The organism is Streptomyces niveiscabiei, from assembly GCF_033794345.1.
GTDB lineage: Bacteria > Actinomycetota > Actinomycetes > Streptomycetales > Streptomycetaceae > Streptomyces > Streptomyces niveiscabiei.
Genome location: NZ_JARAYJ010000022.1, coordinates 45124 through 71811 on the forward strand (window position 1 = coordinate 45124; position 26688 = coordinate 71811).

Consider the following 26688-nt stretch of genomic DNA (forward strand, 5'->3'; position numbering starts at 1 on the left):
TGTCTCACACCAACTAGCGCAGTTGCTCCGGCAGTTCACGCCCGTGCACGACAATCAGCCCCGAAACAGCACGAGTCAGCGCGACGTACAGGCGCCGCAACCCGGTCCGTTCGTCCGGCTCGCCGTCCACCACGGCCCGCGGCTCGTCCAGCACGACGTAGTCGTACTCGAGGCCCTTCGCCAACGAGGCCGGAACCAGGGTGAGTCGGGCCTCGGCCGTGGTCTCCTGGCCGGGGTCGAGGTACGCCACCCCGGCCGCGCCCAGCGCCTCGGCGAGCACGGGAATCCGGGCGTCGGCGGCGATCAGCCCGATCGACCCCTCCCGCAGCAGCAACTCCCCGCACGCAGCGACGACTTGCTCCACCTCGGAGACCTCGCGCAGCTCGAAGAACCCGGGGTTCTCCCGCACCGACGCGACGGGCGCGAGGCCGGGCGCGATGTGCGGCAGCAGCCGGGACGCGTAGGTGATGACGTCCGTCGGCACACGGAACCCGGCGGTCAACTCCTCGACCACCGCCTCGGATTTGCCGAGGTGACCCAGTGCCTCCTCCCAACTCCGCGTCGCCCAGGGGGTGGTGCCCTGCGCGAGGTCGCCGAGGACGGTCGCGGAACCGGTCGTGCAGCGCCGGCCCACCGCCCGGTACTGCATGGGGGAGAGGTCCTGCGCCTCGTCGAGGACGACGTGCCCGAGCGAGTGCGTGCGCTCGACGACGTCGGTGGCCTCGTCGATCAACACCGCGTCCGCGGCAGACCACTTGGCCGACTTCACGGACCGCGCGGGCTTGGTCCACAGGATCGTCTTCTGCTCCTCGTCGGTGAGGATCCCGGCCGCGTGCTCGGCGAGGAACTCCGGTTCGCCGAGCAGCCGCAGGACCAGTTTCGCCGGATCGACGGGCGGCCAGATCGCCTTGACGGCCGCCTTCACCGCGCTGTTGCGGGCCACCGAGTCCTGGACCCGGTCGTCCGGCGCCTCCCCGGCCCGCTCCATCTGGACCAGCACCGCGTGCGCGATCCGCTGCGGCAGGGCCTCGCGCGCAGCGCCGTACCGGATGTCGCGGTCGAGCAACTCCCGCACGATGTCTTCGAGTTCGTACGCGGGCACCCGCCACCGGCGCGACCCGCGCACCACGACCACGGACTCGGCGGGCGGGGTGACATGCGCGTACACGGCCCGCCGCAGCACCTCGGCCATCCGGGCGTCGCCCTTGACGACGGCGGCGGCAGCCTCGTCGGTGCCGCGCACCTCGACGTGCGCGACGAGGTCGTCCACCGTTGCCTGACGGACCGACAACTCGCCCAGAGCAGGCAGGACTTGCTCGATGTAGTGGAGGAAGGACCTGTTCGGCCCGATGACCAGCGTCCCGGTCCGCGCGAGCCGCTCGCGGTGCGCGTACAGCAGATACGCGACCCGATGCAGACCGACCGCGGTCTTCCCGGTCCCCGGACCCCCCTGCACGCAGACGCTGCCCGCGAGGCCGCTGCGCACGATCTCGTCCTGCTCGGGCTGGATCGTCGCGACGATGTCCCGCATCGGGCCGACACGCGGCCGTTCGATCTCCTGCTGGAGCAGCTTGCTGGTGCGCGCCGCCTCCGCCGGGTCGGAGAGGTGCTCGTCCTCGTACGCGGTGAGGTCACCGCCGGTGTACCCGAAGCGGCGGCGCAGCCCGACGTCCATCGGGTCCTTCTTCGACGCCCGGTAGAAGGGCTGCGAGACCGGTGCGCGCCAGTCGATGACCATCGGGTCGCCGTCACCGTCGTGCACATGCCGACGCCCAATGTAGAAGCGCTCACCGTCCGCCCCCTCGGCCTGCTCGACACCGGGCGCGTGCAGGTAGTCCAGCCGCCCGAAGAACAACGGGGTGTCGCTGAGGTCGGCCAGCGCCTTGATGCGCTCCTCGATCTGGCGGCCCAGTACTTCCGCGTTGACCCAGTTGGCGGTCACGTCCTTGATGTCCAGGGCCTGTACGTCCTCCCGCATCGCCCGCAGCGCGGTACGGGACGCGGCCAGATGCGAGCGCTCACGGAACAAGGGGTCGTCGGCGGACACGGGCGTGGACAAGGAAGTGCCTCCGGGCATGCGTGAGCTGCGAATGGGGTGCGACTGGGGGCCGACCGGTTTCCGACCGGACGACGGCACTCCACGAGGGAGGCGGCAAGAGCGGAGATTGTAGGCGAGCACCCGCCACGAGAGCCAACGGATTTTCGCCGGACGACCGCCCCGGCCGGACCCCCGCAGGGCCGCGTACCGCGACGGTCGTACCCGGCTGGCCCTGTCGTACCCGGCTAGCTCTGGAGAGCTCGCAGCGAGTTCAGCAGTGCCGCGCCCCGCTCCGCGTCGTCCACGCTCACCGCGAAGTCACGTCCCCTGGCGCGCACGACCAGGCACTCGCCGCCGCGCAGCATCACGGTCGTACCGAGCCCGTTGATCCGGTACCCCCAGCCGTGGACCTGCGCGGGCGCGCGGTGTTCCACGCGGGCCGACTCGATGTCTGCGACGGACCAGTGGCGGGCAGGCCAGCCGAGCGGGCCGAAGGAGACCCGGAGCCCCTGCTCGCCCACACGGACCTGCACCGACGCGAAGGTGAAGAAGAGCAGGGAGGCGACGCCGAGGGCGATGGTCAGGGAGATGCCCGGCAGTGGGTCTGTCATACCTCCGAGGGACGCGGCGGCGACCGCGAGGGCCGCGAACCCGAGGACCGCCGCGACCGCCTGGAACGCCGGGCTGGAGAGCCGCGAGAACCACGCCACCCGCTGGCCCCGGGGGAGATCCATGACAGGCCGGTTGCCCTCTGGCTCCGGAGTACTACGACGTGAGAGCCACGCGAGAGCGCCCACCGTGAGAGCCACGACGACCACGCCCGCGATCCAGCCGTACGTGGACCCGGCGTCGTGCCAGTCGCGGACGTCCAGATTCGCCCGTACGACGGCCGCCTGCCCACCGACCAGCCCGAGCCCCAGCACCGGCAGCCCGACACCGGCCCACCCCGCCGTACTACCGCGGGACGCCTTCAGAGCCACGTACAGCGAGGCGGTGCAGCCCACCGCCCAGATCAGCGCCGGAAAGACGACGGCGCCCCAGAACGGCATGGACCCGTCGGCCCTCCCGTCGGCGTCCCAATGCGTGGCCACCCGGTCCGGCAGCCGCCCGCGCGCGATCAGCGGCAGAGCGACGAGCAGCACGAACACGGCACCGCACCCGACGATCGCCCCCCACCTGCGCGCTCCGCCCGGCCCGCCGGCAGTGCTCCGCCCGTTCCCCGCCCGCCCGTTCATGGAATCTCCCTGATCATCTCGATGAGGTCGTCCCTGCCGTACCCGAGCCGCGCCGCCTCCGCGACCAGCTCCCGTACCCGCCCGGCCACCACGGCCCGCTGATCGGCCCCCGAGGCGACGGTCACCCCGCGCCCGCGCCGGAACTCCAGGACCCCGTCGTCCCGTAGCCCTCGCAATCCTCTGAGCACCGTGTTCACGTTCACCCCCAGCGCGTCCGAGATCTCGCGCGCGGGCGGCAGCCGGTCCCCCGGCCCGCACTCACCCTCGGCGATGGCCCGCCGTACGGCCCCCGCGACCTGCTCGTGCAGCGGCCGACTGTCTGTGACGTCCAGTTTCAGCAGCATGGTGCTAATGAAAGTAGCACCATTATCGTCTTATGGGGAACCCTGAGGCCGACCCCTAATACCCCTGGGGCAGCCCGTCCCTCTTGAGTAGTACGAAACGTGCGGGAAAGTTGGCTCTGTGGACCGATGCCGTCCTTATGTCCGGGATCGCACCATGGATGCATGAGCGCAGCGACCTTCACTCCCGTCCCGGCCGCCGGTCGCCCGTCAGGTGCGACCCCGATGAGCAGTCCGCACAGGCACCGCCTGGGCGACGCCGTTCACGCGATACGCGTGTTCGCCGGCGCCGCCTTCGACGTCATGATCCTCGGAGAGTACGGCGAGGAGGCAGGTGTCCGGCGCCGCGCGTGAGGAGCTCCGTGAGGAGCGCTCAGGCGTCCCCGGCGTTCCCGGTGTCCCCGGCCAGCAGCTCGTCCGCGTCGACGATCCGGTAGGCGTACCCCTGCTCCGCCAGGAACCGCTGCCGGTGCGCGGCGAAGTCCTGGTCGATGGTGTCGCGGGCGACGACGGAGTAGAAGTGGGCCTGATGCCCGTCCGCCTTGGGCCGCAGCACCCGCCCCAGCCGCTGCGCCTCCTCCTGCCGCGAGCCGAACGTGCCGGAGACCTGGATCGCGACGGTCGCCTCGGGCAGGTCGATGGAGAAGTTCGCGACCTTGGAGACGACGAGCACGCTGATCTCGCTCTCGCGGAACGCGTCGAAGAGCTTCTCGCGCTGCGCGTTGGAGGTCTCCCCCTTGATCACGGGCGCGCCGAGATGCTCCCCCAGCTCGTCGAGCTGGTCGATGTACTGCCCGATGACGAGGATCTGCTGCCCGGCGAACCGGCGCACGATCGCCTCGGTCACCTTCCGCTTCGTCGCGGTCGTCGCACAGAACCGGTACTTCTCCTCCGCCTCGGCGGTCGCGTACGCCAGCCGCTCGGAGTCGGTGAGATTGACCCGCACCTCGACACAGTCCGCGGGCGCGATGTACCCCTGCGCCTCGATCTCCTTCCACGGCGCGTCGAACCGCTTGGGCCCGATCAGGGAGAACACGTCGGACTCCCGCCCGTCCTCCCGCACCAGCGTCGCCGTCAGCCCGAGCCGCCGCCGCGCCTGAAGATCCGCCGTGAACTTGAAGACCGGCGCGGGCAGCAGGTGCACCTCGTCGTAGACGATCAGCCCCCAGTCCCGCGAGTCGAACAGCTCCAGGTGCGGATACACCCCCTTCCGCTTCGTCGTCAGCACCTGGTACGTCGCGATGGTGACCGGCCGGATCTCCTTGCGCGTCCCGCTGTACTCCCCGATCTCGTCCTCGGTCAGCGAGGTCCGCTTCACCAGCTCGTGCTTCCACTGCCGCGCGGAGACGGTGTTGGTGACGAGGATCAGCGTCGTCGACTTCGCCTCGGCCATCGCCCCCGCCCCGACCAGCGTCTTCCCGGCGCCGCAGGGCAGGACGACGACGCCGCTGCCCCCGTGCCAGAAGTTCTCGACGGCCTGCTTCTGGTACGGCCGCAGCGCCCACCCGTCCTCGGCGAGCCCGATCGGATGCGCCTCACCGTCGACGTACCCGGCGAGGTCCTCCGCCGGCCACCCCAGCTTCAGCAGCGTCTGCTTGATCTGCCCCCGCTCCGAGGGGTGCACGACGACGGTGTCCGGATCGATCCGCGCCCCCACCAGCGGCGCGATCCGCTTCGACCGCAGCACCTCCTCCAGCACCGGCCGGTCCGTGCTGGTCAGCACCAGCCCGTGCGCCGGATGCTTGCTGAGCGTGAGGCGCCCGTACCGGTCCATGGTCTCGGCGATGTCGACGAGCAGCGCGTGCGGCACCGGATACCGGCTGAACTGCACGAGCGCGTCCACGACCTGCTCGGCGTCGTGCCCCGCCGCGCGCGCGTTCCACAGCCCCAGCGGTGTCACCCGGTACGTATGGATGTGCTCCGGCGCCCGCTCCAGCTCGGCGAACGGCGCGATCACCCGACGACACGCGTCGGCCTGCTCGTGATCGACTTCGAGCAGCAACGTCTTGTCGGACTGGACGATGAGAGGACCGTTCACGTACGTGGATCCCTTCCGCACGGGGCAAACGTCCAGTGTGCCTCATCCGGACGTGATCTTGCCGGGTGAGCGGCGGGCTACTCCTGCGCCAGCTCCGCCACCCCCGTGATCCGGTGCAGGGGGTACGTCCGGACCTCGTCCGCCGTGTGGTCGTACGCCGTGACGAAGCCGCCCTCGACGCGCAGAGGGGCGATGACGCGCTGGGAGGCGGCGCCCTCGGCGTTGACGTAGCCGATCCAGAGGGGCTCGTTCGTGAGGACAGCGGCCTGGACGGTGGCGAGGGTATCGGCGGGGGAGGTGCGCGGTAGCTCTCCAGGGGTAGTGCGGGACGACTCCGGGGTGGGTTTGCGCGGGGTGGTCGAGGCCACGTCACCTGCGCGGATGGCGCGGACCGCCGCCGCCAGCAGCGTGTCGTCCGGGACCGGGGGGCCGTCGGGGACCGGCTCCGGAGGGGTACGGGGCGGGGTCCGGTGCGCGTCGGCGCGGTGGATCAGTACGTCGCCGTCGGCGGACTCGGCGGCGGGGGCGTAGCCCATCGTGCGCAGGACGTCGAGCAGCGTCGTCGGGTCGGCCTGGGCCGCGAGGACCGTGGGCGCCAGACGCCGCAGGCGCAGACCGGCCGAGCGCTTGTCCGCGAGGATCTCGTTCAGCAGCGCGTCGTCGTCGCAGCGGACGTACGCCGACGCCGCGCCGACCCTCAAGTGGCCGTGTCTGCGGGCCACATCGTCGATCAGGTACGCCAGCGGCTGCGGCACCGGCGTCCGCGAGTGCGCCGTCAGGAACGCCTGGAGGTCGGAGGCCGTACGACCGGCGTCCAGCGCCCGGCGCACCGAGGCCGGCGTGAACCGGTACACCGTCGCGCCGCCCTTCGACTCGACGTCCGCGAGCACGCCGAGCGTGTCCGCGAGCGGCCGTTGCAGCGGGCCGGGGGCTACGGCCGTCAGGTCCGCCTGAAGCAGTACGTGGTCGAGGGGCTCGGGCAGGAGGGGCGCGAGCAGCCGGGCGGCAGCGGCGGTCGCGACGGCCTGCTCCGAGGGGGACAGGGGTAGTACCACGGGGTGATGCGGGGGTCGGTGGTGCACGGGGAGCTTGTCACCGGCATCGGCGGGGTCCGCGCCGGCACCCTGAGCCGGGTCCTCGCCACCACCGACGCCACCGGCACCAGGAGCCGCGCCCCTGCCGGCGCCGGAACCCGGCGTCGTGCCACCGCCGCTGCCGGAACCCGGCACCGCGCCGATGCCGTCGCCCGATACGACCGTTCGCTCACCGCCGCCCACCGGCCGCTCGCCCGTGGTCCCCAGCAACGCCCGCCCATGCCCCGAGAGCGCCCCCCTACCCGTGATACCCAAGGACTCCGCCTCGCCCAGCGTCCACTGCGCGAGCCGCGTCCGCAGATCCCCCTCGCCGCGCCCCGGCCCTCGCAGGGGCCGTTCCCAGCGCAGCCGGGCCAGCAGCGCCTCGGAGTCGGGCGCGGTCCCCTCCGGGAGCTCCCCCAGAAGAGCCAGCACCCGGCGTCGTACTTCAGGGGTAGCCGAACGATCCAGCCCGGGGCCGAGCGCCGAGAGCGTACGGTCCTTGCCGTCCCGCCCCCCGACCAGCCCCGGCGTCCGGGTCGCCGACAGCCACGCCTCCGCGAGCCGCGCCCACCGCTCGGCCGGCGGACGCTCCAGCCACTCGTCGTACTCGGGCGTCGCCGCGTACCGCTCGTCGGCCTCGCCGTCGGATGCCAACAGCCCGGCGGCGTAGGCGAGTTCGACCCAGAACGCGGCGACCGGCTCCGACACGTCGAGCGCGACGGCGGTCCGTTTGAGGTCGCGGACGCTGAGCCCGCCGGCGCGTAGGACAGCGGGACCACCCTCGTCCCAGTCCTTGAGGAGTTCCTCGACGGTCGCGAGCGCCGTGTACGCCTGTCCGGCCGCCGTCGCGTCCACAAGCTGTGGACGGTGAACTCCCGCCGCCTCCACGGCCGGTGGCCACGGCTCGACCTCCCGGTGCGCGCGCCCGGCCCGCAGGTGCAGCGCCACTTCCCGGGGCAGGACGACCGTCCCCGGCGCCGTCGGCAGCAGCAGCCCCCGGTCCAGCAACCACCGCAGCCGCGCCGCCGGTTCGGCCGTGACCTGCCCGTACGGCGGCCCCCACACCAGCCGGTCCAGCACGTCGAGGGACTCCGCCGGAGCCTTCGCGAGCAGCGACTTCAGCTTGCGGCGGCTGGAGAACAACGCCGTCAGCCCCGCGACCGCGCTCACCGAGTCGTGCGTCGACGGCAGCCCCGCCGCCGCGACGATCGTCTGCACCCGCCCCGGCGACATCCCCGCCGTGGCCTCCTGCACGCTCGGGCCGAGACCGGTGGGGGACGGGTGCTGGGGTGAGGGGGCGAGTAGCTCTCTGGCGGTACGCACCAGCCTCAGCCGGTTGTCGTCCCCCCATACCAGCGCCTGCTCCCGCAGCGTCGCCACCGCGCCGGGCAGCGCCGCCACCACCGCCGGGTCCTTCTCGTCCCCGGCCATCAGACCCAGGAGCTCCTGGTACGACGCCGGGTCCGCCGCCACGGCCAGCGCCTCCGCGGTCTGGAGTGCGAACCGGTCGAGCCGCTCCAGGGCCCGTACGACGGAGGCGCGGGTGCCCGCCCGCGTCGCGAGCTGGGTCAGGTCGGTCGGCACCGGCGTGATGAGGTCCGGCCGGCCGCGCAGCAGCGCGGCGAGGGACCGGTCGTCGCGCGAGCGGAGCGCCTCGGCGAGGGAGCGGGGGGTGCTCATCTGACCCACGGTAGCGGGTACGGCCGGGGTAGGGGGCTCCCGCGAGGGTTACACCCTGGGAGCCAGCAGGGTTACGCCTCGGGGACCTACTGGACGAAGTCCCCCGCGCGGTAGCTTTTTCCCGTGGGGATCGAGAGCGACCAAGTCGTCTACGAGTACCTGAGCCGCGTCGGGGACGTGGCTCAGCAACAGCAGTTGGCGTCGGGCGACCGGATGCGGCTCGTGTCGGAGCTGCGCAACGAGATCGACCAGCGCCGGGCCAAGGCGTCGGCGGACAGTCCGGCGGCGGTACGGAAGATCATCGCCCGGCTGGGCAGCCCCGACGACGTCGTCGCGGCGGCGGGCGGCGGCGCCGGTACGCCGGACGCGCCCGCGGTCGCCGTACCCGCCCAGCCGGCGTACCCCGCAGGTACCCCCGGACCTGAGAGCCACCGGGGACCGTCGGCACCGGCCGCCCCCACCGACCGCACCGGCTCCGGCGACCGAACCGGCTCCGGCGACCCCGTCACCCTCCCCACCCCCCGTACCTCCGACGACCCCCTCCCCGACTGGTGGCTCAAGGGCCCCGTAGGTCTGGAGAGTGACCTCGACGACGTCCCGGGTTTCGTCGGCGGCGTCGAGATCCCCGAACTCCTGAAGTCCCCGCGCGCCAGGGCGGCGGAGGAGAAGGCGGCGAAGGAGGCGAAGGCCGAGAAGGAGGCCCCCGCCGCGCCCCCGGCCGGTGAACAGGCCGGGCCCGCCGGAGACCCCGGCAAGGCCGCCCCCCGTCGCCGTCGCCGCCTGATCCCCCTGCCCTCCCGCGACCGCACCTCCCCCGAGCGCTCTTCCCGCACGTGGAGCAACCCCCTCCTGCTGCTCGCCGCCGCCTCCCTCGTCGCGGGCGCGGTCCTCGGCAACCTCCTTGCGCTGGGCGCCGGTTGGGTCATCGCCTACGCGTCCCGGCGCCTCACCGACCGCGAGACGAAGCTCGCCGTGATGTGGATCCCCGGCAGCGCGGTCGCGGCGGGGATGCTGTGGCTGTGGGGCCGCGGCCAGGGCCGCTGGGGCGAGCCGATCGCCGAGGGGCACATGAACGACGCGGTCTCCGAGACGTGGCCGTGGGTGGTGCGGGGAGCGGCCGTCGCCTCGGCCCTGTACCTGGTGTGGCGGTCGCAGCGGAACAAGTAGCCGCGAAGGGCCACGTACGGCCGAAGTCGTAACCGGGTAGTACCCAAGGGGCGATCACGGCTGCTGAGACACTCGGAGACATGACCGCACCCGAGCCCACCCCGGCCCCCGCCCCTGCCTCCGCCCCCTTCCCGCCCCTTACCCCCGTCGTCGGCTTCGACCTCGACATGACCCTCGTCGACTCCCGCCCCGGAATCCGCGCCTGCTACCAGGCCCTCGCCGAGCGGACCGGCGTGTACATAGACGCCGACCTCGTGGTCAGCCGGCTCGGGCCGCCGGTCGAGGACGAGATGGCCCACTGGTTCCCGGCGGACAAGGTCGTCGAAATGGCCGCGCTCTACCGCAGGTTGTACCCCGAGTACGCCGTGACCGGGACCCTCGCGCTGCCCGGCGCCCCCGAGGCGATCGAGGCCGTGCACGCGGCGGGCGGTCGCGCCATCGTCGTCACGGCCAAGCACGAACCCAACGCGAAGCTGCACATGGAGTACCTGAGGCTTACCCCTGACGTGGTAGTCGGTGACCTGTGGGCCGAGCAGAAGGCGGAGGCGCTCAAGGAATACGGCGCCCACGTCTATGTCGGCGATCACGTGGGAGACGTCAGGGGTGCCCGGACGGCCGGCGCGCTCTCGGTGGGGGTGACCACCGGACCGTGCGGTGCGGAGGAATTGCGGACGGCCGGTGCGGATGTGGTGCTCGACGATCTGCTCGCGTTCCCGGGATGGCTTTCGGCCTATCTCGCGGACGCCCCGGAAGCCGCTGATCCCTCCCTCGCCTGACGCCGCCCGGCGGCGATCGAACGCAGTACACCGGCTCCCGCGATCAGGAAGCCGACGCCCATGAGCATGCTCAATCCGAACATGTACGCAGGAAAAGGCGTCGTACCGAGGAACAACGGGGTCACGGTGACGAGAGTGGCCACCGTACCGGCGAAGAACACGATCGCACCGGCGCGGATCAGTCGGTCACCGGGAGCGGCGGAATTCGTTTGGGTTTTGTCACGCACCGGACCAGGGTAGTTCCCAGCGCGAAGGAACAACCGGGGGACGTCTTGTCACCCGCGCACAGACCATTAGCCTTGGTACCGGCGGGTCATGGTCGACCCGCTGTACTGCTATCCGGAGCCGTTCGCGCGGTGCCAGGGCCGAGGTGCCGACGGTTCCGCGGGCGGTTTTCGGAAGCGGTTTTACGACAGAAGCAGTTTTCCGACGAGTACGAGGACGAGGACAGACGTGCCTACCGGCAAAGTCAAGTGGTTCAACAGCGAGAAGGGCTTCGGCTTTCTCTCCCGCGACGACGGCGGTGACGTCTTCGTTCATTCCTCGGTCCTCCCCGACGGAGTCGAGACACTCAAACCGGGACAGCGCGTCGAGTTCGGAGTCGTCGCCGGTCAGCGCGGCGATCAGGCCCTTTCGGTCGTTCTCCTCGACCCGACCCCTTCGGTCGCAGCGGCACAGCGCCGTAAGCCGGACGAACTCGCCTCTATCGTCCAGGATCTGACCACGGTCCTGGAGAACATCACGCCGATGCTGGAGAAGGGGCGTTATCCGGACAAGGCTTCCGGCGCGAAGATCGCGGGATTGCTGAGGGCGGTCGCGGACCAGCTCGACGTGTAGGAATCCCCGGGTAACTCTCAAGTATCACGGAAACCGCAGTGCGTCCGGTCCGAGGGGCGGTACCAGCCCCTCGGCCGCCGCCCGCGTGAGCAGCCCCCGTACGGCGGCATACCCCGCCTCCCCGAGATCCGCCGTGAACTCGTTGACGTACAGCCCGATGTGCTGGTCGGCGACGGCCGGGTCCATCTCCTGCGCGTGCTCCATGACGTACGGCCGGGACGACTCGGGGTCGTCCCAGGCGGCCCGCACCGACGCCCGGATCGACTCGGCCAGCAGCTCCAACCGGTCGGTGCCCAGGGACCGTTTGGCGATGATCGCCCCCAGCGGGATCGGCAGACCGGTCGTCTCCTCCCAGTGCTCGCCCATGTCCGCGAGCTTGTGCAGCCCGTAGTTCTGGTACGTGAACCGCGCCTCGTGGATGACGAGCCCCGCGTCGACCTTCCCGTCCCGGACGGCCGGCATGATCTCGTGGAACGGCATCACCACGATCTCCCCGACCCCGCCCGGCACGGTCTCCGCCGCCCACAGCCGGAACAGCAGGTACGCCGTCGACTTCTCGCTCGGCACCGCGACCGTACGCCCTACGAGGGAGACGCCCGCCTCCCTCGTGAGGACCAGAGGTCCACAACCGCGCCCCAGGGCCCCGCCGCAGGGCAGGAGGGCATAGTCCTCCAGTACGTACGGAAGGACCGCGTACGACACCTTCAGGGCGTCGTACTCCCCCTGCTGCGCGAGGCCGTTGGTGATGTCGATGTCCGCGAACGTCACATCGAGCGCGGGGGCGCCCGCGATGCGGTCGTGGGCGAGGGCGTCGAAGACGAACGTGTCGTTCGGGCAGGGGGAGTAGGCGATCCGCACAGGCCGCTCGGAGGTCATGGGCTGCTCAGAGGTCATGCTGTCTCCAACTCTCCAGAACGGGGGCGAGCTTCCCGAAACCCGCCGTCAGCGACTCCAGCGCGTCCTTGATGCGCCAGGCCGAACGGTCGCGCGGGCCAACGGGGTTGGAGACCGCGCGCAGTTCGAGGACGGGGACGCCGTGCGCGCCGGCCGCCTCCGCGACGCCGAACCCCTCCATGGCCTCGGCGAGCACGCCGGGGTGCCGGGTGCGCAGGGCGTCGGCCCGGCTCGCGGTGCCGGTGACCGTCGAGACGGTCAGGACGGTGCCCGTGCGAGCGCCGGTCGCGTCGGCCGCGCGGCGTACGAGGTCGGGGGGCGGGAGGTGGGTGACGGTGCCGAAGCCGAGGTCGGTGACCGGGAGGAACCCGTCGGCGGTCTCCGCGCCCAGGTCGGCGGCGGTGATGTGGTCCGCGAGGACCAGGGAGGCTACGGGGGCGTCCGGTGCGAAGCCACCCGCGATGCCCGCCGAGACGACGACGTCGTACGGGTCCCTCTCCAGTACTGCGGCGGTGAGGGCGGTCGCGGTGGAGGCGGCGGCGAGGGCGGGGCCTACCCCGGCGGCCAGGACGTCGTACCTGTGGGGTACGGGGGTGAGGCGGCGGACGGTCAACCCGCCCGGCAGCGTACGGAGTTCGCCGGACGGGTCCGGGAACGCCTGTGCCACCGCGTCCCGTTCGGCCGGGACGGCGGTGGCGACAAGGATGCGGACGGCGGACGTGGTCAGCTGTCCTTCTTCAGGCGGAACGACCACAGACCCGTGACGGCCTGGCTGTCCTTCTTGCCGTCACCCGCCTTGATGGTGACGAGCGTGGAGTCGCCCTGCGCGCCGTACTGGGCGTTGAAGAAGACGCTGCTCGGGATGGTGAGGTACGTCTTGTCGCTGTCCCCGGTGAGCGGCTGGCCGTTCATCAGGACCGTCCACCGCTTGTCGGCGATGTCGGGGTCCACACCGAACCGGACGTTCCCCGCCTCGGGGTCGACCTTGATGGACTCGATGTCCTCGTCCTTCAGGCAGGCCGTCAGCTTCGACGTGTCGAGCTTGGAGCTCTCACCGCCGCAGGTGGCCTCCTCGCTCACCGACGACGAGCCGAAGGTGATCGTGGCCCGAGGCGTCGGCTTGTCGCAGGCCGAGAGCACGAGCAGTCCGGCGGACACGGCGCCGGCGGCGGCGACGGCGCGGCGGCGTCGCACAGCAGCGGATTGCTTGGTCATAGGCGGAAGGCTATCGGGCCCGCCCGGCGCAGTTCCTACGCGGGGTACGGCGTCGCTGTGCGTTAGGCCACGCGGGGTGGGGGGGCGGCTCTCGGGGAGGGGCGGGGGGCGTGGCTCTCGGGTACTACCCGGGTACGACCGGGCCGCGCTCGCGCCGGATCCCTCGCCAGCCCGCTCACCCCCAGGTACTACCCGGGTACGACCGGCCCGAGCCCATGCCCGCCCCTCGCTCGCCCCTGTCGCCCTCGGGTACTAGAGCTCTACTCCACCCGGGCCCGGCCCCCGCCGCCCCCGCCCGCCACGCCTCCGTGCCGGGCCGACCCGAGTAGCCCCTTCGCGGTAGCGACCCAGCCGACCGCCACCACTCCCGCCGCCACCGACAGCCCCAGCGTCCCGTTCAGCGGCATCACGATCCCCACCGCCCCGCCGAACACCGACGACACCTGGAGCAGCGTCTCCGACCGGGCGAACGCCGACGTCCGCACCAACTCCGGTACGTCCCGCTGGATCAGCGCGTCCAGCGACAGCTTGGCCAGCGCCTGCGAGAACCCGGCGACCGCCGCGAGGCAGGCCACCAGGAACGCCCCGAACAGCAGCGCCGCCGTGATCGTCGCGCCGAGGACCACCGCGACGACCGTCACGACGATCACCTCCGGCGCCCGCGACCGCAGCCACGCCCCCACCGTCGTACCCAGCGCGTTCCCCGCCCCCGCCGCGACCGCGACCATGCCGAGCGAGACGGCGGCGCTCTGCCCCGTCAGGGGGTGCTCGCGCAGCAGGAACGCGAGGAAGAACGTGAGGAACCCCGACAGCCACCGCAGCGCGGCGTTCGCGCCGAGGGCGTGGGTGACGCCGATGCCGACCGTGCGCAGGCCGGGCCGCTTGGCCGACTTGAGCGGGCCGTGCAGATGGTTCTCGTCGGCGGCGAGGAGCGCGACGTCCTCCCCCTTCGCCGAGTCCACCTTCGGAGGGAGCGTGAACGACAGGAACGTACCGAGCACGAAGATCACGAACGCGCCGTACAGCGGCCACCCGGGCCCGATCTGGTGCAGCCCCGCCGCGATGGGCGCGGCGATCCCCGTGGCCAGGAGTCCCCCCAGGGTGACCCGGGAGTTGGCCTTCACGAGGGACAGGCGTGGTGGGAGTAGCCGGGGTACTACGGCGGAACGAACGACGCCGTACGCCTTGGAAGCTACGAGTACCCCCAGGGCCGCCGGGTACATCTCCAGGCTCCCCGTCGCGACGGCACCCGAAAGTACTAGGGCGAGCAGGGCCCGCGCGAGCATCGCACCGGCCATCGCCGCGCGCCGCCCGTGCGGGAGCCGGTCGAGGAGCGGGCCGATGACGGGGGCGAGGACGGTGAACGGAGCCATCGTGATCGCGAGGTAGAGCGCGACCCGCCCGCGCGCCTCGTCCGTCGGGACGGAGAAGAAGACCGTGGAGGCGAGCGCGACCGTGATCATCACGTCGCCCGCGCCGTTCACGGCGTGCAGTTCGATGAGTTTGCCGAGGCCCGACTCGCCCGCGCCGTGCGCGTGCGTGGCCTTTCTGATGCCGCGCGCCGTACCGGTGAACGGGAAGTGCAGGGCACGGCCGATCGAGCGGACGGGTCCGCCCAGCCGACCCGAACCGCCGCCTCTCGTCTTCCCCTGCCCGCCGATTCCGGTCGCGCCCTGGGGTGTCCGCGCGGTTGCCACGACGTTCATAGTGCCCCGAGAACGCGGTGCGTAGTGCGGTTAGCGCGCGGACGGCGCGGTAGTTCTCCGGGTTTACCCGGGTAGTCCTCGGGTACGGAAGGGCCGCTCGGGGCGCTGCCGGAGGGCTTCCGGTACTACCCGGGGACGACCTCAGGGTGACGATCCGGGTGTCGTTGTCGACCGTCGGGTCCCGTCGGTGTGGGCTGAGCGGCCGTGAACAGGTAGCGTGCGTATCTCAGCCATCCCGCACAATGGATGGCACAGGTGCGCCCGAGCACGATCGGACGCGGACGTCGACGCGGCCCACAGGTCCGCTCCGTCCGTTCCGCGGCCCGAGACACCGCACCCGACAGACGGCGTAGGAGAGAAGCGATACCTGTGAGCGCAGCGACCACGCGAAGCCGCACCCCCGACCGCCTGTGCGCCGAGGCCGTCGACCTCGCACGCACCGCAGCCGAGGAGGCGGCGGCACCCGGAGTCGTCGGTGAGCACGTGGGCCTCGTCTCCGAGGGTGACCGCGTCGTCACCCACTTCTTCGAGTGCAAGGAACTCGGCTACCGCGGCTGGCGCTGGGCGGCGACCGTCGCACGCGCCTCCCGCGCCAAGATCGTGACGCTCGACGAGGTCGTCATGCTCCCCGGCCCCGACGCGGTCCTCGCGCCCGAGTGGGTGCCGTGGAGCGAGCGGCTGCGCCCCGGCGACCTCGGCCCCGGCGACCTCCTGCCGACCGACGCGGACGACGACCGCCTGGAGTCCGGGTACGCCGACGACCGTCTCGCCCCCGGCGACTCCGGCGACGACGAGCCCGCGCCGGAACTCGCCGCCGCGTCCGACGACACCGAGGACACGCCCGGCCTCGTCACGCCGCCCACCCGCGGCACGATCGCCGCCGTCGCCGACGAACTCGGCCTGCGCCGCGCCCGCGTCCTGTCCCGCTACGGCCTCCACATCGCCGCCGACCGCTGGGAAGAGGCGTTCGGCGCGCAGACCCCCATGGCCCAGGCCGCCCCCGCGACCTGCGTGAGCTGCGGTTTCCTCACACCGATCGGCGGCAGCCTCGGCCGGGCGTTCGGCGTCTGCGCGAACGAGTTCTCCCCCGCCGACGGTCGCGTCGTCTCCCTCACGTACGGCTGCGGCGGCCACTCCGAGGCGGCGGTCATGCCCGCGCCGCCGCGGCCCGCTCTGCCGGTGGTCGACGAGACCCAACTGGACCCGTTCCCGCTGCGGCCCGCCGCCGATTCGGGGTCGGTGCCGGTGGGGGACGGGGACGAGGAGACGGCTGAGCTGGGGCACTCGTAGCTCGTTCGGCGGAGTACCTGCGGGGTAGTACCGGGGAGCGACTACCTGGGAGGTAGTACCTGCGGGCGGCTACCTGGGAGGTAGTACTTGAGGGCGGCTACCTGCGGGGGACTACCCGGGTACTACGCGCTCAGGCAGTCGGCGGTCTCAGGCGGTCGGCAGTCCCGGCAGAGGGTGCCCGGGGGTGTGGGGCGCCGGTAGGGGCGCTCGCACTCGGGGCAGGCCGTGGGATTCCGGAGGCCCGGGGGGAGCGCGGGTTGTACGGGTTGTACGGGTACGAGGCTGTCGGCGCCGATCGCCGGGGGCGCGTCCGGCGTGGTGTACACGGGTAGTACCGGGCGTCCGGCGCCGAAGTACGGCAGGGGCGGGAGCAGTACCGTCAGCCGGTGGGCGACGAACGCTGCCGGGCGGTAGAGGGGGTCCAGGGGGAGGTTCTCGGCCAGGACCCGGCGTACGGTCCTGGGGGAGACCTCGCGTTCCAGCCAGGCGGCGACGCCGGGGGCCAGGTGGGCGATGTCGGCGGCGGAGAGGTGGAGGCGGGGGTCGTGGCGGCGGAGGTCGGCGAGGACCTCGGAGGCTTTCTGGAAGATGCCGGGGGTGGTGCAGGAGGGCTGGGGTACGGAGGGGAGGGCCTTCTTGCGGGGTTGCTGTGAGGGCGGGTGGCAGGGGGAGTGGTCCGGGGTGTCGTGGGCCTGGACGCACTGAGGTTGGCTGCCGGGGGTGTTGTCGTCGATGTGGCCCACGCGGTGGCCCTCGCCGTGGTCGCTCCCGTCGCTGTGGCCCCGACTGCCCACGTCCGGGCCGGTGTTGCCCTGCGTGCCGTGGCCTCCCCCGGCGTACTCCGCGCCGCAAGGTGTGGAACTGCCCTTGTGGCCAGCCCTGTTGGTGCGGCCCGGCTGGTTGCAGGAGACGGTGCGCGTGACGATGCGCCCGCCCTGGATCTGGTGGCGTTCGCGGCGGAGGTAGCCGTGGGTCTCCAACTCCCGTAGCCCCGAGGCGATTCGGTCGGCGCCCTCGGTGAAGCGACCCGTGAGGGCCTTGATGCTGATGGGAGTGCCGGCGGGGAGTGACTGGATGTGCGTGCCGAGTCCGATCGCGAGCAGCGACAGGTCCGGGTGCTGGGCGAGGTGGTTGCCGATCACCGTGAAGCGTTCGGTGTGGCGGGTGTTGTCGTGAACCAGACCTGCGTGCGGGTGACGCCGGTTCGGGTGTTTCCCGTCACGGGGACGGGACTGGGCACGCGGGGACGCGTTAATGTCTTGGGTATCCATCGGGAAGGGTCTTTCTTCCTTGGTGGTGAGGCCCTCGCATTGGGATGCCAGTCCCGGCGGGGGCCGTTGAGTTTTCTGAAGGTGTGTGAGGCAGAGCGTAAGGCATACAACCCGCCCCAGATCAAGTCCGGTTGGCGAACATCACTCACGGGAGTGACCTCAGCTCCCGCTCGTCGGGCGCGGGCGGGAGGGGTGGGGTTTGGCGGGTTCCTTTTCCCTCACCGTTCCTTTCGGGAGGGGCTGGCAGCACCGCGACACGGAAACCCGGGTCCCGGCGAACCCAACGCGATCTCGGCCCAGACGGTTTTGCGCGGGGTCGGCCCCTCGGTGACGCCCCACGCGGTGCTCAGCGCGTGCACGAGGGCGAGCCCGTACCCCGACTCCGCGTCGGGCCCGGCGAGTTGAGGCTGAGGGAGGCGGTCCGTCCGCGTGTCGGACACCTCGATGCGCAGGGTGCCGCCGAGGTCCTGGAGGAGCAGCAGGAAGTCCCGTCCGGGTACGCGGCCGTGCTGGACGGCGTTGTTGGCGAGCTCGGCGATGACGAGACGGGCGGGGTCCAACGGGAGTCCCCAGGAGCGGAGTTGTTCCGTGGAGAGGAGACGGGCGAGGCGGGCGCCGCGTCGGGTGGGGGAGAGTTGGACGCTGAAGTGGCGGACGGGGGTGGTGGGTTGGGGCGCGGGCTGGGCCGGGGGAGTTTTGTGAACCATGTACCGCGACTCCAGCCCCCGCCTCGCCGTGATCCCCGCCACGTGGACCGGCTTCCTCGCCTGCGCCGCCCGCTGAACGCCGTCGCCGCCGGTCACGCAACCGGCAGCGCGGTCTGTCGTGGCGGTGGCGGCAGCTGCATGATCCTCAAGACGTCGTTGCACCCGAAGATCCGTCCGTAGTTCCCCTCGGACCGCTGCGTGAGGATGCCCAACTCGGCGAGTTTCGCCACGGCTTGATTGGCGGCCTGGTACGTCACCCCGTACCGCTCGGCCGCATCCCTCACCGTCAGCATGGGGTAACCGATCAGGTCCTCGGCGATCTGGAGCGAAACCCCCTTGGCTCGCAGTGCGCGGAGCTGGTCCATGAACCGCTGCTTGATCTCGATCAGGCCGTCGACCTGGCGCATCGCTTCGTACGCCTGTGCCTCCACGGCCTGGCAGAAGAACGTGACCCAGGGGTTGTAGTCCCCGGTGACGCTGACGTCGAGCAGGTGGTCCTGGTAGGCCCGGCGGCGTACTTCGAGCCACGGCGACAAGTTGAGGATGGGGTACTGGAGTTCCCCCGCCGCCATGAGTTGGAGGATGACCACGAGGCGACCGAGGCGACCGTTTCCGCCGTTGAAGGGGTGCAGGGTCTCGAACTGGTAGTGCCCGAGAGCCATTTTCACGAGGATGTGCATCTCCTGGGCGCTGTTGATCCACCCCTCCCACATGAGCAGGCCGTCGCGGAGCCGGTGATCGGGCGGTACTGGAACGAAACGCGCGTCTTCCACGTTGGCGCTGTTGAGGCCGATGAACACCTGGGTCGTTCTCACCTGCCCGGCGTCGCGCGTCTCGCTGGGGGTTCCTCGGACCAGGATTCCTTGGAGATGCTGGAGCAGCGCGAGGGTGATCGGGCGCTCGTGCACCCAGGCGATGGCTTCCTCCGCCGCATGGACGTAGTTGAGCACTTCGGCGACCGACGCGGACAGCTGGGCCTGGTCCTTGAAGTCGGCTTCGAGGACGTCGGTGAATGCGGCGTACGTACCTTCCAGGGCGGAGGTGCTCACCGCCTCGCGCCGGATGGAGGGGCGGACCAGGAGTCGGGGGTTGGGTAGTTGGCGAGCCGCTTGGTCGGCCCTCGCCACGGCAGCGGCGGCCTTCGCGACTGCCAGATGGGTCGGTCCGGTGAGTTCGACGTCGTTCGGCAGGTTGTCCGGGACGTAGGCATCGGCGTGATACTCGCGGCCGGCGCGGGGGTCGTAGCCAGTGATCGGCACCAAGGTGCCGATCGGTGATCGTCCCAGGAGGTCAGCATCCACAATGTCAAGGATACTCGGGCAACCTTGAATTTGGTCGCGAGGATTTCAAGGGTGTCGAGCCATGGACGAGGTCGGGCATAGGGCATTTGAGCTGGCAGTTTAACCAAATCGGCGCTACTCCCTGGCGTTGTGTGACCTTGAAGTCTGCTGTGCCAAATTCAAGGTACGAAGCACTCGCCCCCTCCGGAGTGCTGTGACTCCAGGCGTGGCGCTCACGTGATACCGAAGTACACCCCCGTAAGACCTGAGCGGTACGGTCTCCTCACGCCGATGAGGAGAGTGAACGTGAGTAACTTCGTGCGGCCCGCGACGGAGGGCGCCGACCCCTTCGGCACCGCCCGGCTGCGACGCGGAGTCCTGGACGCCTGGGCGACCAGTCCCGCCCGCTTCCGGGAGGACGCGAACGCCGAGGAGGACCTCGTACTCGGGGGTTACCGCGATCGGCTGATCGTCGAGCTCGCACAGAACGCCGCCGACGCCGCCGCCCGCGCGGGCGTACCGGGACGACTCCGGCTCACCCTGCGTGAAGGCGTACTCGTCGCTGCCAACACCGGCGCCCCCCTGGACGCCGCCGGAGTCGAGTCGCTCGCGACGCTCAGGGCCTCGGCGAAACGCGACACCCCGTCCATCGGCCGCTTCGGCGTCGGCTTCGCGGCGGTCCTGTCCGTCACCGACGAGCCGGCGGTCGTCGGACGGCACGGCGGGGTGCGCTGGTCCCTCGCCGAGGCCCGCGAACTCGCCGCCGACACGGCCCGCCACAGCCCCGGTCTGGGCGACGAGGTACGCCGCCGCGACGGCCACGTACCCGTACTACGCCTGCCGTACGCCGCCGAGGGCACCGCCCCCGACACGTACGACACGGCCGTCATCCTCCCCCTGCGGGACACGGCGGCGGCCGACCTCGCCGAGCGGCTCCTCGACGCCGTCGACGACAGCCTGCTCCTCACCCTCCCCGGGCTCCAAGAAGTCGTCGTCGAGGTGGGTGACACCCCCGCCCGCACCCTGTGGCGCCGCACCGACGGTCACCTCACGGTCGTAGAGGACTCCCGCGACGGTACGACGACCTGGCGCACCCTCTCCGCGCACGGCGAGAGTGCGCCGGACCTCCTCGCCGACCGCCCGGTGGAGGAACGCCTGCGCCCGCACTGGTCGTTGACGTGGGCGGTGCCGGTGGATACCCAGGGACTACCGGTACGACCCCGGACCGCGCCCGTCCTGCACGCCCCCACCCCCAGCGACGAACCCCTCGGCGTCCCCGCCCTCCTCATCGCCTCCTTCCCTCTCGACACCATCCGCCGCCACGCCGCACCCGGCCCCCTGACCGACTTCCTGGTCCAGCGCGCGGCCGACGCGTACGCCCAACTCCTCGCGGACTGGCGCCCCGTGGGCACCGGCATCATCGACCTCGTCCCCGGCCCGCTCGGCAAGGGCGAGCTGGACGGGGCGCTCCGCCAGGCCGTGCTGGAGCGGCTGCCGCGCACCGCGTTCCTGCCGCCCGCCGCAGCACAGGGAGACCGACGAGGCGAGACGGCCGGACCGGCCTTCGGTGTCGCCGGGGAGCTGTACACCGGAAGTGCTGCCGACGCCCCTGGCTCCGAGGTACTACCCCTGCCGGGGGACGACCAGGGAGCTACCTCCGAGGTACTACGACTCCCGGCCGACGACCCGGGAGCTACCCCCGAAGTACTCCTCCCCGAAGCCCTCCGCCCCCGCGACGCCGAGATCGTCGAGGGCGCCGGAGCCGACACCGTCCGCGTCCTCGCCGAAGTCCTCCCCACCCTCCTCCCCGCCGGACTCGAACGCCGCGTCGAACTGCGCACCCTCGGCGTCCCCCGCGTCCCCCTCGCGGACGTCATCGACCGGCTCGCCGGGCTGGAGAAGGACCCGGACTGGTGGTACCGGCTGTACGACAGCCTCGCGGGCACCGACCCGGACCGCCTCTCCGGCCTGCCCGTCCCCCTCGCCGACGGCCGTACCACCATCGGCCCCCGCCAGATCCTCCTCCCCCTCCCCGACACGGCGACCGGCACCGACCCGGAGGTCCTCGCCCGCCTCGGCCTCAAGGTCGCCCACGAGGACGCCGCGCACCCCCTGCTGGAGAAGCTCGGCGCGCTCTCGGCGACCCCGCGCGCCGTCCTGACAACTCCCCAGGTCCGCGCGGCCGTCGCCGCCTCCCTGGACGACGACGACGGCGCCTGGGACGAAGACGCCCCGGACGCCGAGGAGTTGGCGGACACCGTGCTCGCCCTCGTCCGCGAGGCGGGCCTCGAACCCGGCGACGAACCCTGGCTCGGCGCCCTCGCGCTGCCCGACGAGGACGGTGAACTCGTGCCCGCCGGTGAACTCGTCCTGCCCGGCAGCCCGTTCGCCTCCGTCATCCGCGCCGACGAACTCGCCGAGGTCGACCACGAGTTGGCGGAGAAGTGGGGCGAACAGCCCCTCACCGCCTGCGGCGTGCTCGCGAACTTCGCCCTGGTCCGCGCCACCGACGTCGTCCTCGACCCCGACGAACTGGAGCCCCGCGAGGGCGACTTCGCCGAACCCGACGACGCGGGCCTGCTGGACGCCGTCGACGTCTGGGCCGAGGACGTCCTCGACCGCTTCCCCGACTCGCCGGTCCCCCCGGTCGCGACGGAACTAGTCGCCGTCCGCGACCTGGACCTCGTGGACGACGACAAGTGGCCCCAGGCGCTGGCCCTGCTGGCACAGCCGCCGCTGCGCGACGCCCTGGTCCAGCCGCTGCGGATCCTGCTGCCCGACGGCACCCACGAGGTCGTACGGCCGTACACCGCCTGGTGGTTGAGGGGGCACCCGGTCCTCGACGGCCGCCGACCGGCGGGCCTGCTCGCGGCGGGCGGCGACCCGCTGCTGCACGGGCTGTACGACGAGGCCGACGCGACCGGCTTCGACGACGAACAGGTGCTGCGCGCCCTGGGAGTCCGCACGTCCGTGTCCGCGCTCCTCGAAGAGCCCGGCGGCGCCGCCGAACTCCTGGAACGCCTCGCCGACCCGGACCGCGAGGTCACCCCGGCCCAACTCCACGGCCTCTACGGCGCCTTGGCCGACCTCGACCCCGAACAGGTCACGCTGCCGGACGACTTGAGGGCCGTGGTCGACGGCTCGGTGGACGTCGTGGACGCGGCCGACGCCGTCGTCGTCGACTCCCCGGACCTCCTCCCCTTCACCGACGGCACCCCCCTGCTGCCCGTACGCCCCACCAGGGCAGCCGAGTTGGCGGAACTCTTCCAGGTGCGCCGCCTCAGCGAGTCCGTCACCGGCGGGGTCGACTCCGAGGGCGCCGAACACGACGTACCCGACTCCGTGGCCGTGCTCCTCGGCCCCCGTACCCCCAAGTCCTACGTGGAACACGACGAGTTGATCGTCGACGGCGTCGAGATCGACTGGCGGCTCACCGACGACGGGGTGCTCCACGCGTCGACCCTCGAAGGCGTCGCCGCCGGGCTCGCGTGGGCGGCGGGGCAGTGGCCGCGGCGGTTCGAGGTGGCGGCGCTGCTGGAGGACCCGTCCAGGACGGCGGAGCTGGCGCGGGACCGCTGGTTCGACTGAGGGGTGGACCCGTAGCTCTTGAGAGGGATCGGGGTGTTCAGGGTAAAGGTTTCACCAAATGCCCTCACATCCGCACAACTGTTCCCAAGGGCTACGGGTCTCACGCGTGAGTCAACAGACTCCCTGGACATTCATTTTCACTGGGGAACGCACATGCGCATACGCGCCACCGCCACCGCTGCCGCCGTCCTGGGCGCCGTGGCACTCTCCGCCCTCGCCGCTCCCGCCGCGCAGGCCGCTCCGGCCGCCGCCGGTCCGAAGGTGACCTTCTCCAACGTCAAGATCGCCAAGACCCTCGTGGTCGGTGCTTCCGGCCGGGCCTCCTTCCCCGTCACGTACACCGTGACCAAGCCGGAGGGTCTGGACGCGAAGTCGTTCCAGAGCGGTCCGGTGATCTACCGCGGCGCGACGATCGCCAAGCCGTCGGACATGTTCATCAGCGAGAACCCCGGCACCTGCAAGGCCGCAGCTGCCTCCAAGACGGTCCTGAACTGCACGGCCGCCTTGGTCTTCAACGTCACCGACGGCGACCTCATCAACTCCGAGTCCGGTGCCTGGAAGGTCGGCGCCGTCGCCGTCCACACGAACAAGGCCGGCGAGACCTGGCAGGGCGACCTCGGCTCCACCAAGCTCCTGCGCCAGGCCAAGCTCACCACCGACGCCACCCCGGAGCCGGTGAAGAAGGGCCGGACCATCACGGTCAAGGGCACCCTCACCCGCGCCAACTGGGAGACCAACAAGTACGCCGGTTACGGCGCGCAGACGGTCCAGCTCCAGTACAAGAAGGCCGGCGCCAAGACCTGGACGACCGTCAAGTCCGTCAAGACCACGGCCAAGGGCACCCTGAGCACCACGGTCAAGGCCACGGCCGACGGGTACTACCGGTACAACTTCGTGGCTACGTCGACGACGGGCGCGGTCGCCTCGGCGGCCGACTACGTCGACGTCCGCTGACCTCGGGTACTACCCCTTAAGAGGTACGCCTCCTGAGACACGCAAGAGCGCGGCACCCGGAAACAGGTGCCGCGCTCTCCTCGCTCAGGGCCTAGTCCGCGAACCGCCGGTCCACCCACCGCCACACGACCTCCAGCACCGCCGACGCCGCCACGGCGATCCCCACCGCGATCCACGGCATCGTCGTCCCCACCAGCTTCAGCGCGAAGAAGTGCTGGAGCCACGGCACGGCGAGCACGACGAGGAACGACAGCCCCATCGTCGCGACGAGCAGCACCCGCCACCACGTGTACGGCCGCGCCACGATCGCCAGCACCCACATCGACACCAGGAACAGCGTCAGCGTCGCCGCACTGGTCTCAGCGTCCAACGCATCGGCCCCCGTGTAGTAGTGACGGGCGATCAGATACGACGTGAAGGTGGCCACCGCCGCGATCACCCCGCCGGGGATCGAGTACCGCATCACGCGCCGTACGAAGTGGGGCCGCGCCCGCTCCTTGTTGGGCGCAAGGGCGAGGAAGAACGCGGGAATTCCGATGGTCAGCGTGGACAGCAGGGTCAAGTGCCGGGGCAGGAAGGGGTATTCGACCTGCCAGCACACCACCAGCAGCGCGAGCAGCACCGAGTAAACGGTCTTGACGAGGAACAGCGTCGCCACGCGGGTGATGTTCCCGATGACCCGGCGCCCCTCGGCGACGACCGAAGGCAGCGTCGCGAAGCTGTTGTTGAGGAGCACGATCTGCGCGACGGCCCGCGTCGCCTCGGACCCGGAGCCCATCGAGACGCCGATGTCCGCGTCCTTGAGGGCGAGGACGTCGTTGACGCCGTCACCGGTCATCGCGACGGTGTGCCCCCGAGACTGGAGCGCCGCGACCATCTCCCGCTTCTGCTGCGGAGTGACCCGCCCGAACACCGTGCCCTCGTCGAGCGCCTTGGCCATCTCCTCCCGGTCGGAGGGGAGTTGGCGCGCGTCCACGGCCTTTCCCGACAGGCCCAGCTTCCCGGCGACCGCGCCGACGGACACCGCGTTGTCCCCGGAGATGACCTTCGCCTGGACGTTCTGGTCGGCGAAGTACCGCAGGGTCTCCGCCGCGTCGGGCCGCAGCCGCTGCTCCAGCACGACAAGGGCGGCCGGTTCAACACCTACGGCGACGTCGGGATCGCCCAGATCACGGGCCGTACGCGCCAACAGCAGGACACGCAGGCCCTGTTCGTTGAGCCGCTCGGTCTCCGCGAGGGCGGGGGCGCTCGCGCTCAGCAGCACGTCCGGCGCCCCCAGCAGCCAGGTGCTCGACTCCCCGCCGGCCTCGCTGAAGCTCGCGCCGCTGTACTTGCGGGCGGAGGAGAAGGGCAGCGACTCGGTGCAGCGCCAGTCCTCCGCGTCGGGGTAGGCGTCGATGACCGCTTGCAGCGAGGCGTTGGGCCGCGGGTCCGACTCGCCCAGGGCGCCCAGGACTTGGCGTACGTACGACTCGTCGTGGCCGTCGAGGACGCGCAGCTCGGTGACGTCCATGCCGCCCTCGGTGAGGGTGCCGGTCTTGTCGAGGCAGACCGTGTCGACGCGGGCCAGGCCCTCGATCGCCGGCAACTCCTGGACGAGGCACTGCTGTCGGCCCAGCCGGATGACGCCGATCGCGAAGGCGACCGAGGTGAGCAGGACCAGGCCCTCGGGGACCATCGGGACGATGCCGCCGATCGTGCGGGCGACGGAGTCCTTGAAGTCGTTCTCCTTGACGACGAGTTGGGTGATGACGAGGCCGATCGCGGCCGGAATCATCATCCACGTCACGTACTTGAGGATCGTCGAGATACCGGTGCGCAGTTCGGAGTGGACCAGCGTGAACCGCGAGGCTTCCTCGGCGAGTTGAGCGGCGTACGCCTCACGGCCCACCTTCGTCGCCCGGAACGCCCCGCCGCCCGCGACCACGAAACTCCCGGACATCACCTGGTCGCCGGGGCGTTTGACGACCGGGTCCGCCTCGCCGGTCAGCAGCGACTCGTCGATCTCCAGGCCGTCGGCCTCGACGCAGGCGCCGTCCACGACGATCTTGTCGCCGGGGCCGATCTCTATCAGGTCGTCCAGCACGATCTCCGAGGTGCCGACCTCGACCGCGGCACCGTCGCGCCGTACCGTCGGCCGCGCCTCGCCGATCACCGCGAGGGAGTCCAGGGTCTTCTTGGCCCGCCACTCCTGGACGATGCCGATCCCGGTGTTGGCGAGGATCACGAACCCGAACAGCCCGTCCTGGATGGGCGCCACGACCAGGGTGATCAGCCACAGGACGCCGATGATCGCGTTGAACCGGGTGAAGACGTTCGCCCGGACGATCTCCCCGAACGTACGACTGCTGCGGACCGGGACGTCGTTGACCTCGCCGCGCGCGACGCGCTCCGCGACCTCGGCGGTGGTCAGTCCGGACGCCGGGAGCGCCGGGGCGACTGGTACGGCGTCAGCCGCATCGGTGTGGGCCATGCCAACGACGGTACGTGTGGATCGCCCGGTTCACCCGCTGAGGGTGCCGAAGATCCGACTCGGGGAGGAGGGGCGTAGTGCCCTGGTTGTAGGGGGTGTCACCTACGGGGGTACTACAGGGA

20 protein-coding genes and 1 pseudogene are annotated in these 26688 nt (G+C 71.4%); 7 read left to right on the forward strand and 14 right to left on the reverse strand.

The genetic code is table 11. From position 1 onward, the window contains the following. Window positions 1-13: 13 nt before the first annotated feature. From PV682_RS27105 to PV682_RS27115, 3 genes are all read right to left on the reverse strand, one after another. Window positions 14-2077 carry a HelD family protein gene (locus tag PV682_RS27105; RefSeq protein ID WP_319734344.1) on the reverse strand — a complete coding sequence of 688 codons (2064 nt, stop codon included), beginning with the start codon at window positions 2075-2077 and terminating at the stop codon, window positions 14-16. Window positions 2078-2283: 206 nt separating this feature from the next. Continuing rightward, window positions 2284-3180 (reverse strand): DUF1648 domain-containing protein, encoded by an 897-nt coding sequence (locus PV682_RS27110; RefSeq protein ID WP_319734346.1) that lies wholly within the window; start codon window positions 3178-3180, stop codon window positions 2284-2286. A gap of 89 nt (window positions 3181-3269) precedes the next feature. After that, a complete protein-coding gene (locus PV682_RS27115) occupies window positions 3270-3617 on the reverse strand; it encodes a GntR family transcriptional regulator (protein WP_112473403.1) in 348 nt (115 codons plus the stop codon). Between the two features lie 162 nt (window positions 3618-3779). Between PV682_RS27115 and PV682_RS27120 the strand changes: the two genes are divergently transcribed. After that, window positions 3780-3968, forward strand: a complete 189-nt coding sequence (locus PV682_RS27120) for a hypothetical protein (protein ID WP_079057087.1) — start codon at window positions 3780-3782, stop codon at window positions 3966-3968. A 19-nt stretch (window positions 3969-3987) separates the two neighbouring features. Here the strand turns inward: PV682_RS27120 and PV682_RS27125 are convergent, their stop codons facing one another. Together PV682_RS27125 and PV682_RS27130 are read right to left on the reverse strand one after the other, a co-directional pair. Then, complete coding sequence (locus PV682_RS27125) at window positions 3988-5652, reverse strand: DNA repair helicase XPB (RefSeq protein ID WP_319734350.1); 1665 nt, start codon at window positions 5650-5652, stop codon at window positions 3988-3990. A 77-nt stretch (window positions 5653-5729) separates the two neighbouring features. After that, the gene (locus PV682_RS27130) at window positions 5730-8408 is read right to left on the reverse strand and encodes a helicase C-terminal domain-containing protein (protein ID WP_319734352.1); all 2679 of its coding nucleotides are present in this window, start codon (window positions 8406-8408) and stop codon (window positions 5730-5732) included. Between the two features lie 123 nt (window positions 8409-8531). Here PV682_RS27130 and PV682_RS27135 point away from each other — a divergent pair, with 123 nt between their 5' ends. Beyond that, window positions 8532-9575 carry a hypothetical protein gene (locus tag PV682_RS27135; protein WP_319734353.1) on the forward strand — a complete coding sequence of 348 codons (1044 nt, stop codon included), beginning with the start codon at window positions 8532-8534 and terminating at the stop codon, window positions 9573-9575. An 80-nt stretch (window positions 9576-9655) separates the two neighbouring features. Beyond that, window positions 9656-10351 (forward strand): HAD family hydrolase, encoded by a 696-nt coding sequence (locus PV682_RS27140; protein WP_319734354.1) that lies wholly within the window; start codon window positions 9656-9658, stop codon window positions 10349-10351. On the opposite strand, the gene PV682_RS27145 is transcribed toward PV682_RS27140, so the two are convergent. Beyond that, window positions 10306-10578: a hypothetical protein gene (locus PV682_RS27145; RefSeq protein ID WP_079057066.1), complete on the reverse strand. Its 273-nt coding sequence runs from the start codon at window positions 10576-10578 to the stop codon at window positions 10306-10308. The two genes, PV682_RS27140 and PV682_RS27145, sit on opposite strands and share 46 nt — an antisense overlap. Before the next feature lie 226 nt (window positions 10579-10804). Between PV682_RS27145 and PV682_RS27150 the strand changes: the two genes are divergently transcribed. Further along, window positions 10805-11188, forward strand: coding sequence for a cold-shock protein (locus PV682_RS27150; RefSeq protein ID WP_010351235.1), 384 nt, complete (start codon window positions 10805-10807; stop codon window positions 11186-11188). Window positions 11189-11212: 24 nt separating this feature from the next. Here PV682_RS27150 and PV682_RS27155 read toward each other — a convergent pair whose 3' ends face one another. From PV682_RS27155 to PV682_RS27170, 4 genes are all read right to left on the reverse strand, one after another. After that, window positions 11213-12064 carry a 1,4-dihydroxy-6-naphthoate synthase gene (locus PV682_RS27155; RefSeq protein WP_319734492.1) on the reverse strand — a complete coding sequence of 284 codons (852 nt, stop codon included), beginning with the start codon at window positions 12062-12064 and terminating at the stop codon, window positions 11213-11215. Between the two features lie 7 nt (window positions 12065-12071). Continuing rightward, entirely contained in the window at window positions 12072-12836 is a 765-nt protein-coding gene (locus tag PV682_RS27160; protein WP_319734355.1) for a futalosine hydrolase, read from the reverse strand. Continuing rightward, a complete protein-coding gene (locus tag PV682_RS27165; protein WP_407705747.1) occupies window positions 12806-13276 on the reverse strand; it encodes a DUF2771 domain-containing protein in 471 nt (156 codons plus the stop codon). The genes PV682_RS27160 and PV682_RS27165 overlap by 31 nt, the downstream gene beginning before the upstream one ends. A gap of 281 nt (window positions 13277-13557) precedes the next feature. Next, the gene (locus PV682_RS27170; RefSeq protein ID WP_319734357.1) at window positions 13558-14994 is read right to left on the reverse strand and encodes an MFS transporter; all 1437 of its coding nucleotides are present in this window, start codon (window positions 14992-14994) and stop codon (window positions 13558-13560) included. 378 nt (window positions 14995-15372) lie between these two features. Between PV682_RS27170 and PV682_RS27175 the strand changes: the two genes are divergently transcribed. Next, entirely contained in the window at window positions 15373-16293 is a 921-nt protein-coding gene (locus tag PV682_RS27175; RefSeq protein WP_319734358.1) for a DUF3027 domain-containing protein, read from the forward strand. Between the two features lie 398 nt (window positions 16294-16691). On the opposite strand, the pseudogene PV682_RS27180 reads toward PV682_RS27175, so the two are convergent. The 3 genes and pseudogenes from PV682_RS27180 to PV682_RS27190 form a co-directional block, all read right to left on the reverse strand. Beyond that, window positions 16692-17564: pseudogene (locus PV682_RS27180) on the reverse strand (hypothetical protein); the annotation flags it as partial. A 218-nt stretch (window positions 17565-17782) separates the two neighbouring features. Continuing rightward, window positions 17783-18271 carry an ATP-binding protein gene (locus PV682_RS27185; RefSeq protein ID WP_319734360.1) on the reverse strand — a complete coding sequence of 163 codons (489 nt, stop codon included), beginning with the start codon at window positions 18269-18271 and terminating at the stop codon, window positions 17783-17785. Between the two features lie 92 nt (window positions 18272-18363). Continuing rightward, window positions 18364-19530 carry a Fic family protein gene (locus tag PV682_RS27190; protein WP_319734494.1) on the reverse strand — a complete coding sequence of 389 codons (1167 nt, stop codon included), beginning with the start codon at window positions 19528-19530 and terminating at the stop codon, window positions 18364-18366. A gap of 327 nt (window positions 19531-19857) precedes the next feature. Here PV682_RS27190 and PV682_RS27195 point away from each other — a divergent pair, with 327 nt between their 5' ends. Together PV682_RS27195 and PV682_RS27200 are read left to right on the forward strand one after the other, a co-directional pair. Beyond that, window positions 19858-23139, forward strand: coding sequence for a sacsin N-terminal ATP-binding-like domain-containing protein (locus PV682_RS27195; RefSeq protein WP_319734362.1), 3282 nt, complete (start codon window positions 19858-19860; stop codon window positions 23137-23139). Between the two features lie 153 nt (window positions 23140-23292). Beyond that, window positions 23293-24093 (forward strand): hypothetical protein, encoded by an 801-nt coding sequence (locus tag PV682_RS27200; RefSeq protein ID WP_319734364.1) that lies wholly within the window; start codon window positions 23293-23295, stop codon window positions 24091-24093. 91 nt (window positions 24094-24184) lie between these two features. Here PV682_RS27200 and PV682_RS27205 read toward each other — a convergent pair whose 3' ends face one another. Further along, on the reverse strand, window positions 24185-26566 hold the full coding sequence (locus tag PV682_RS27205) for a cation-translocating P-type ATPase (RefSeq protein WP_319734366.1): 2382 nt from the start codon (window positions 26564-26566) through the stop codon (window positions 24185-24187). Window positions 26567-26688: the final 122 nt, after the last annotated feature.

Coding starts and splice junctions, on each gene's coding strand:
- PV682_RS27105 (WP_319734344.1), bottom strand. CDS start 2,077: ATGCCCGGAGGCACTTCCTTGTCCACGCCCGTGTCCGCCGACGACCCC.
- PV682_RS27115 (WP_112473403.1), bottom strand. CDS start 3,617: ATGCTGCTGAAACTGGACGTCACAGACAGTCGGCCGCTGCACGAGCAG.
- PV682_RS27120 (WP_079057087.1), top strand. CDS start 3,780: ATGAGCGCAGCGACCTTCACTCCCGTCCCGGCCGCCGGTCGCCCGTCA.
- PV682_RS27130 (WP_319734352.1), bottom strand. CDS start 8,408: ATGAGCACCCCCCGCTCCCTCGCCGAGGCGCTCCGCTCGCGCGACGAC.
- PV682_RS27140 (WP_319734354.1), top strand. CDS start 9,656: ATGACCGCACCCGAGCCCACCCCGGCCCCCGCCCCTGCCTCCGCCCCC.
- PV682_RS27155 (WP_319734492.1), bottom strand. CDS start 12,064: ATGACCTCCGAGCGGCCTGTGCGGATCGCCTACTCCCCCTGCCCGAAC.
- PV682_RS27185 (WP_319734360.1), bottom strand. CDS start 18,271: ATGGTTCACAAAACTCCCCCGGCCCAGCCCGCGCCCCAACCCACCACC.
- PV682_RS27200 (WP_319734364.1), top strand. CDS start 23,293: ATGCGCATACGCGCCACCGCCACCGCTGCCGCCGTCCTGGGCGCCGTG.
- PV682_RS27205 (WP_319734366.1), bottom strand. CDS start 26,566: ATGGCCCACACCGATGCGGCTGACGCCGTACCAGTCGCCCCGGCGCTC.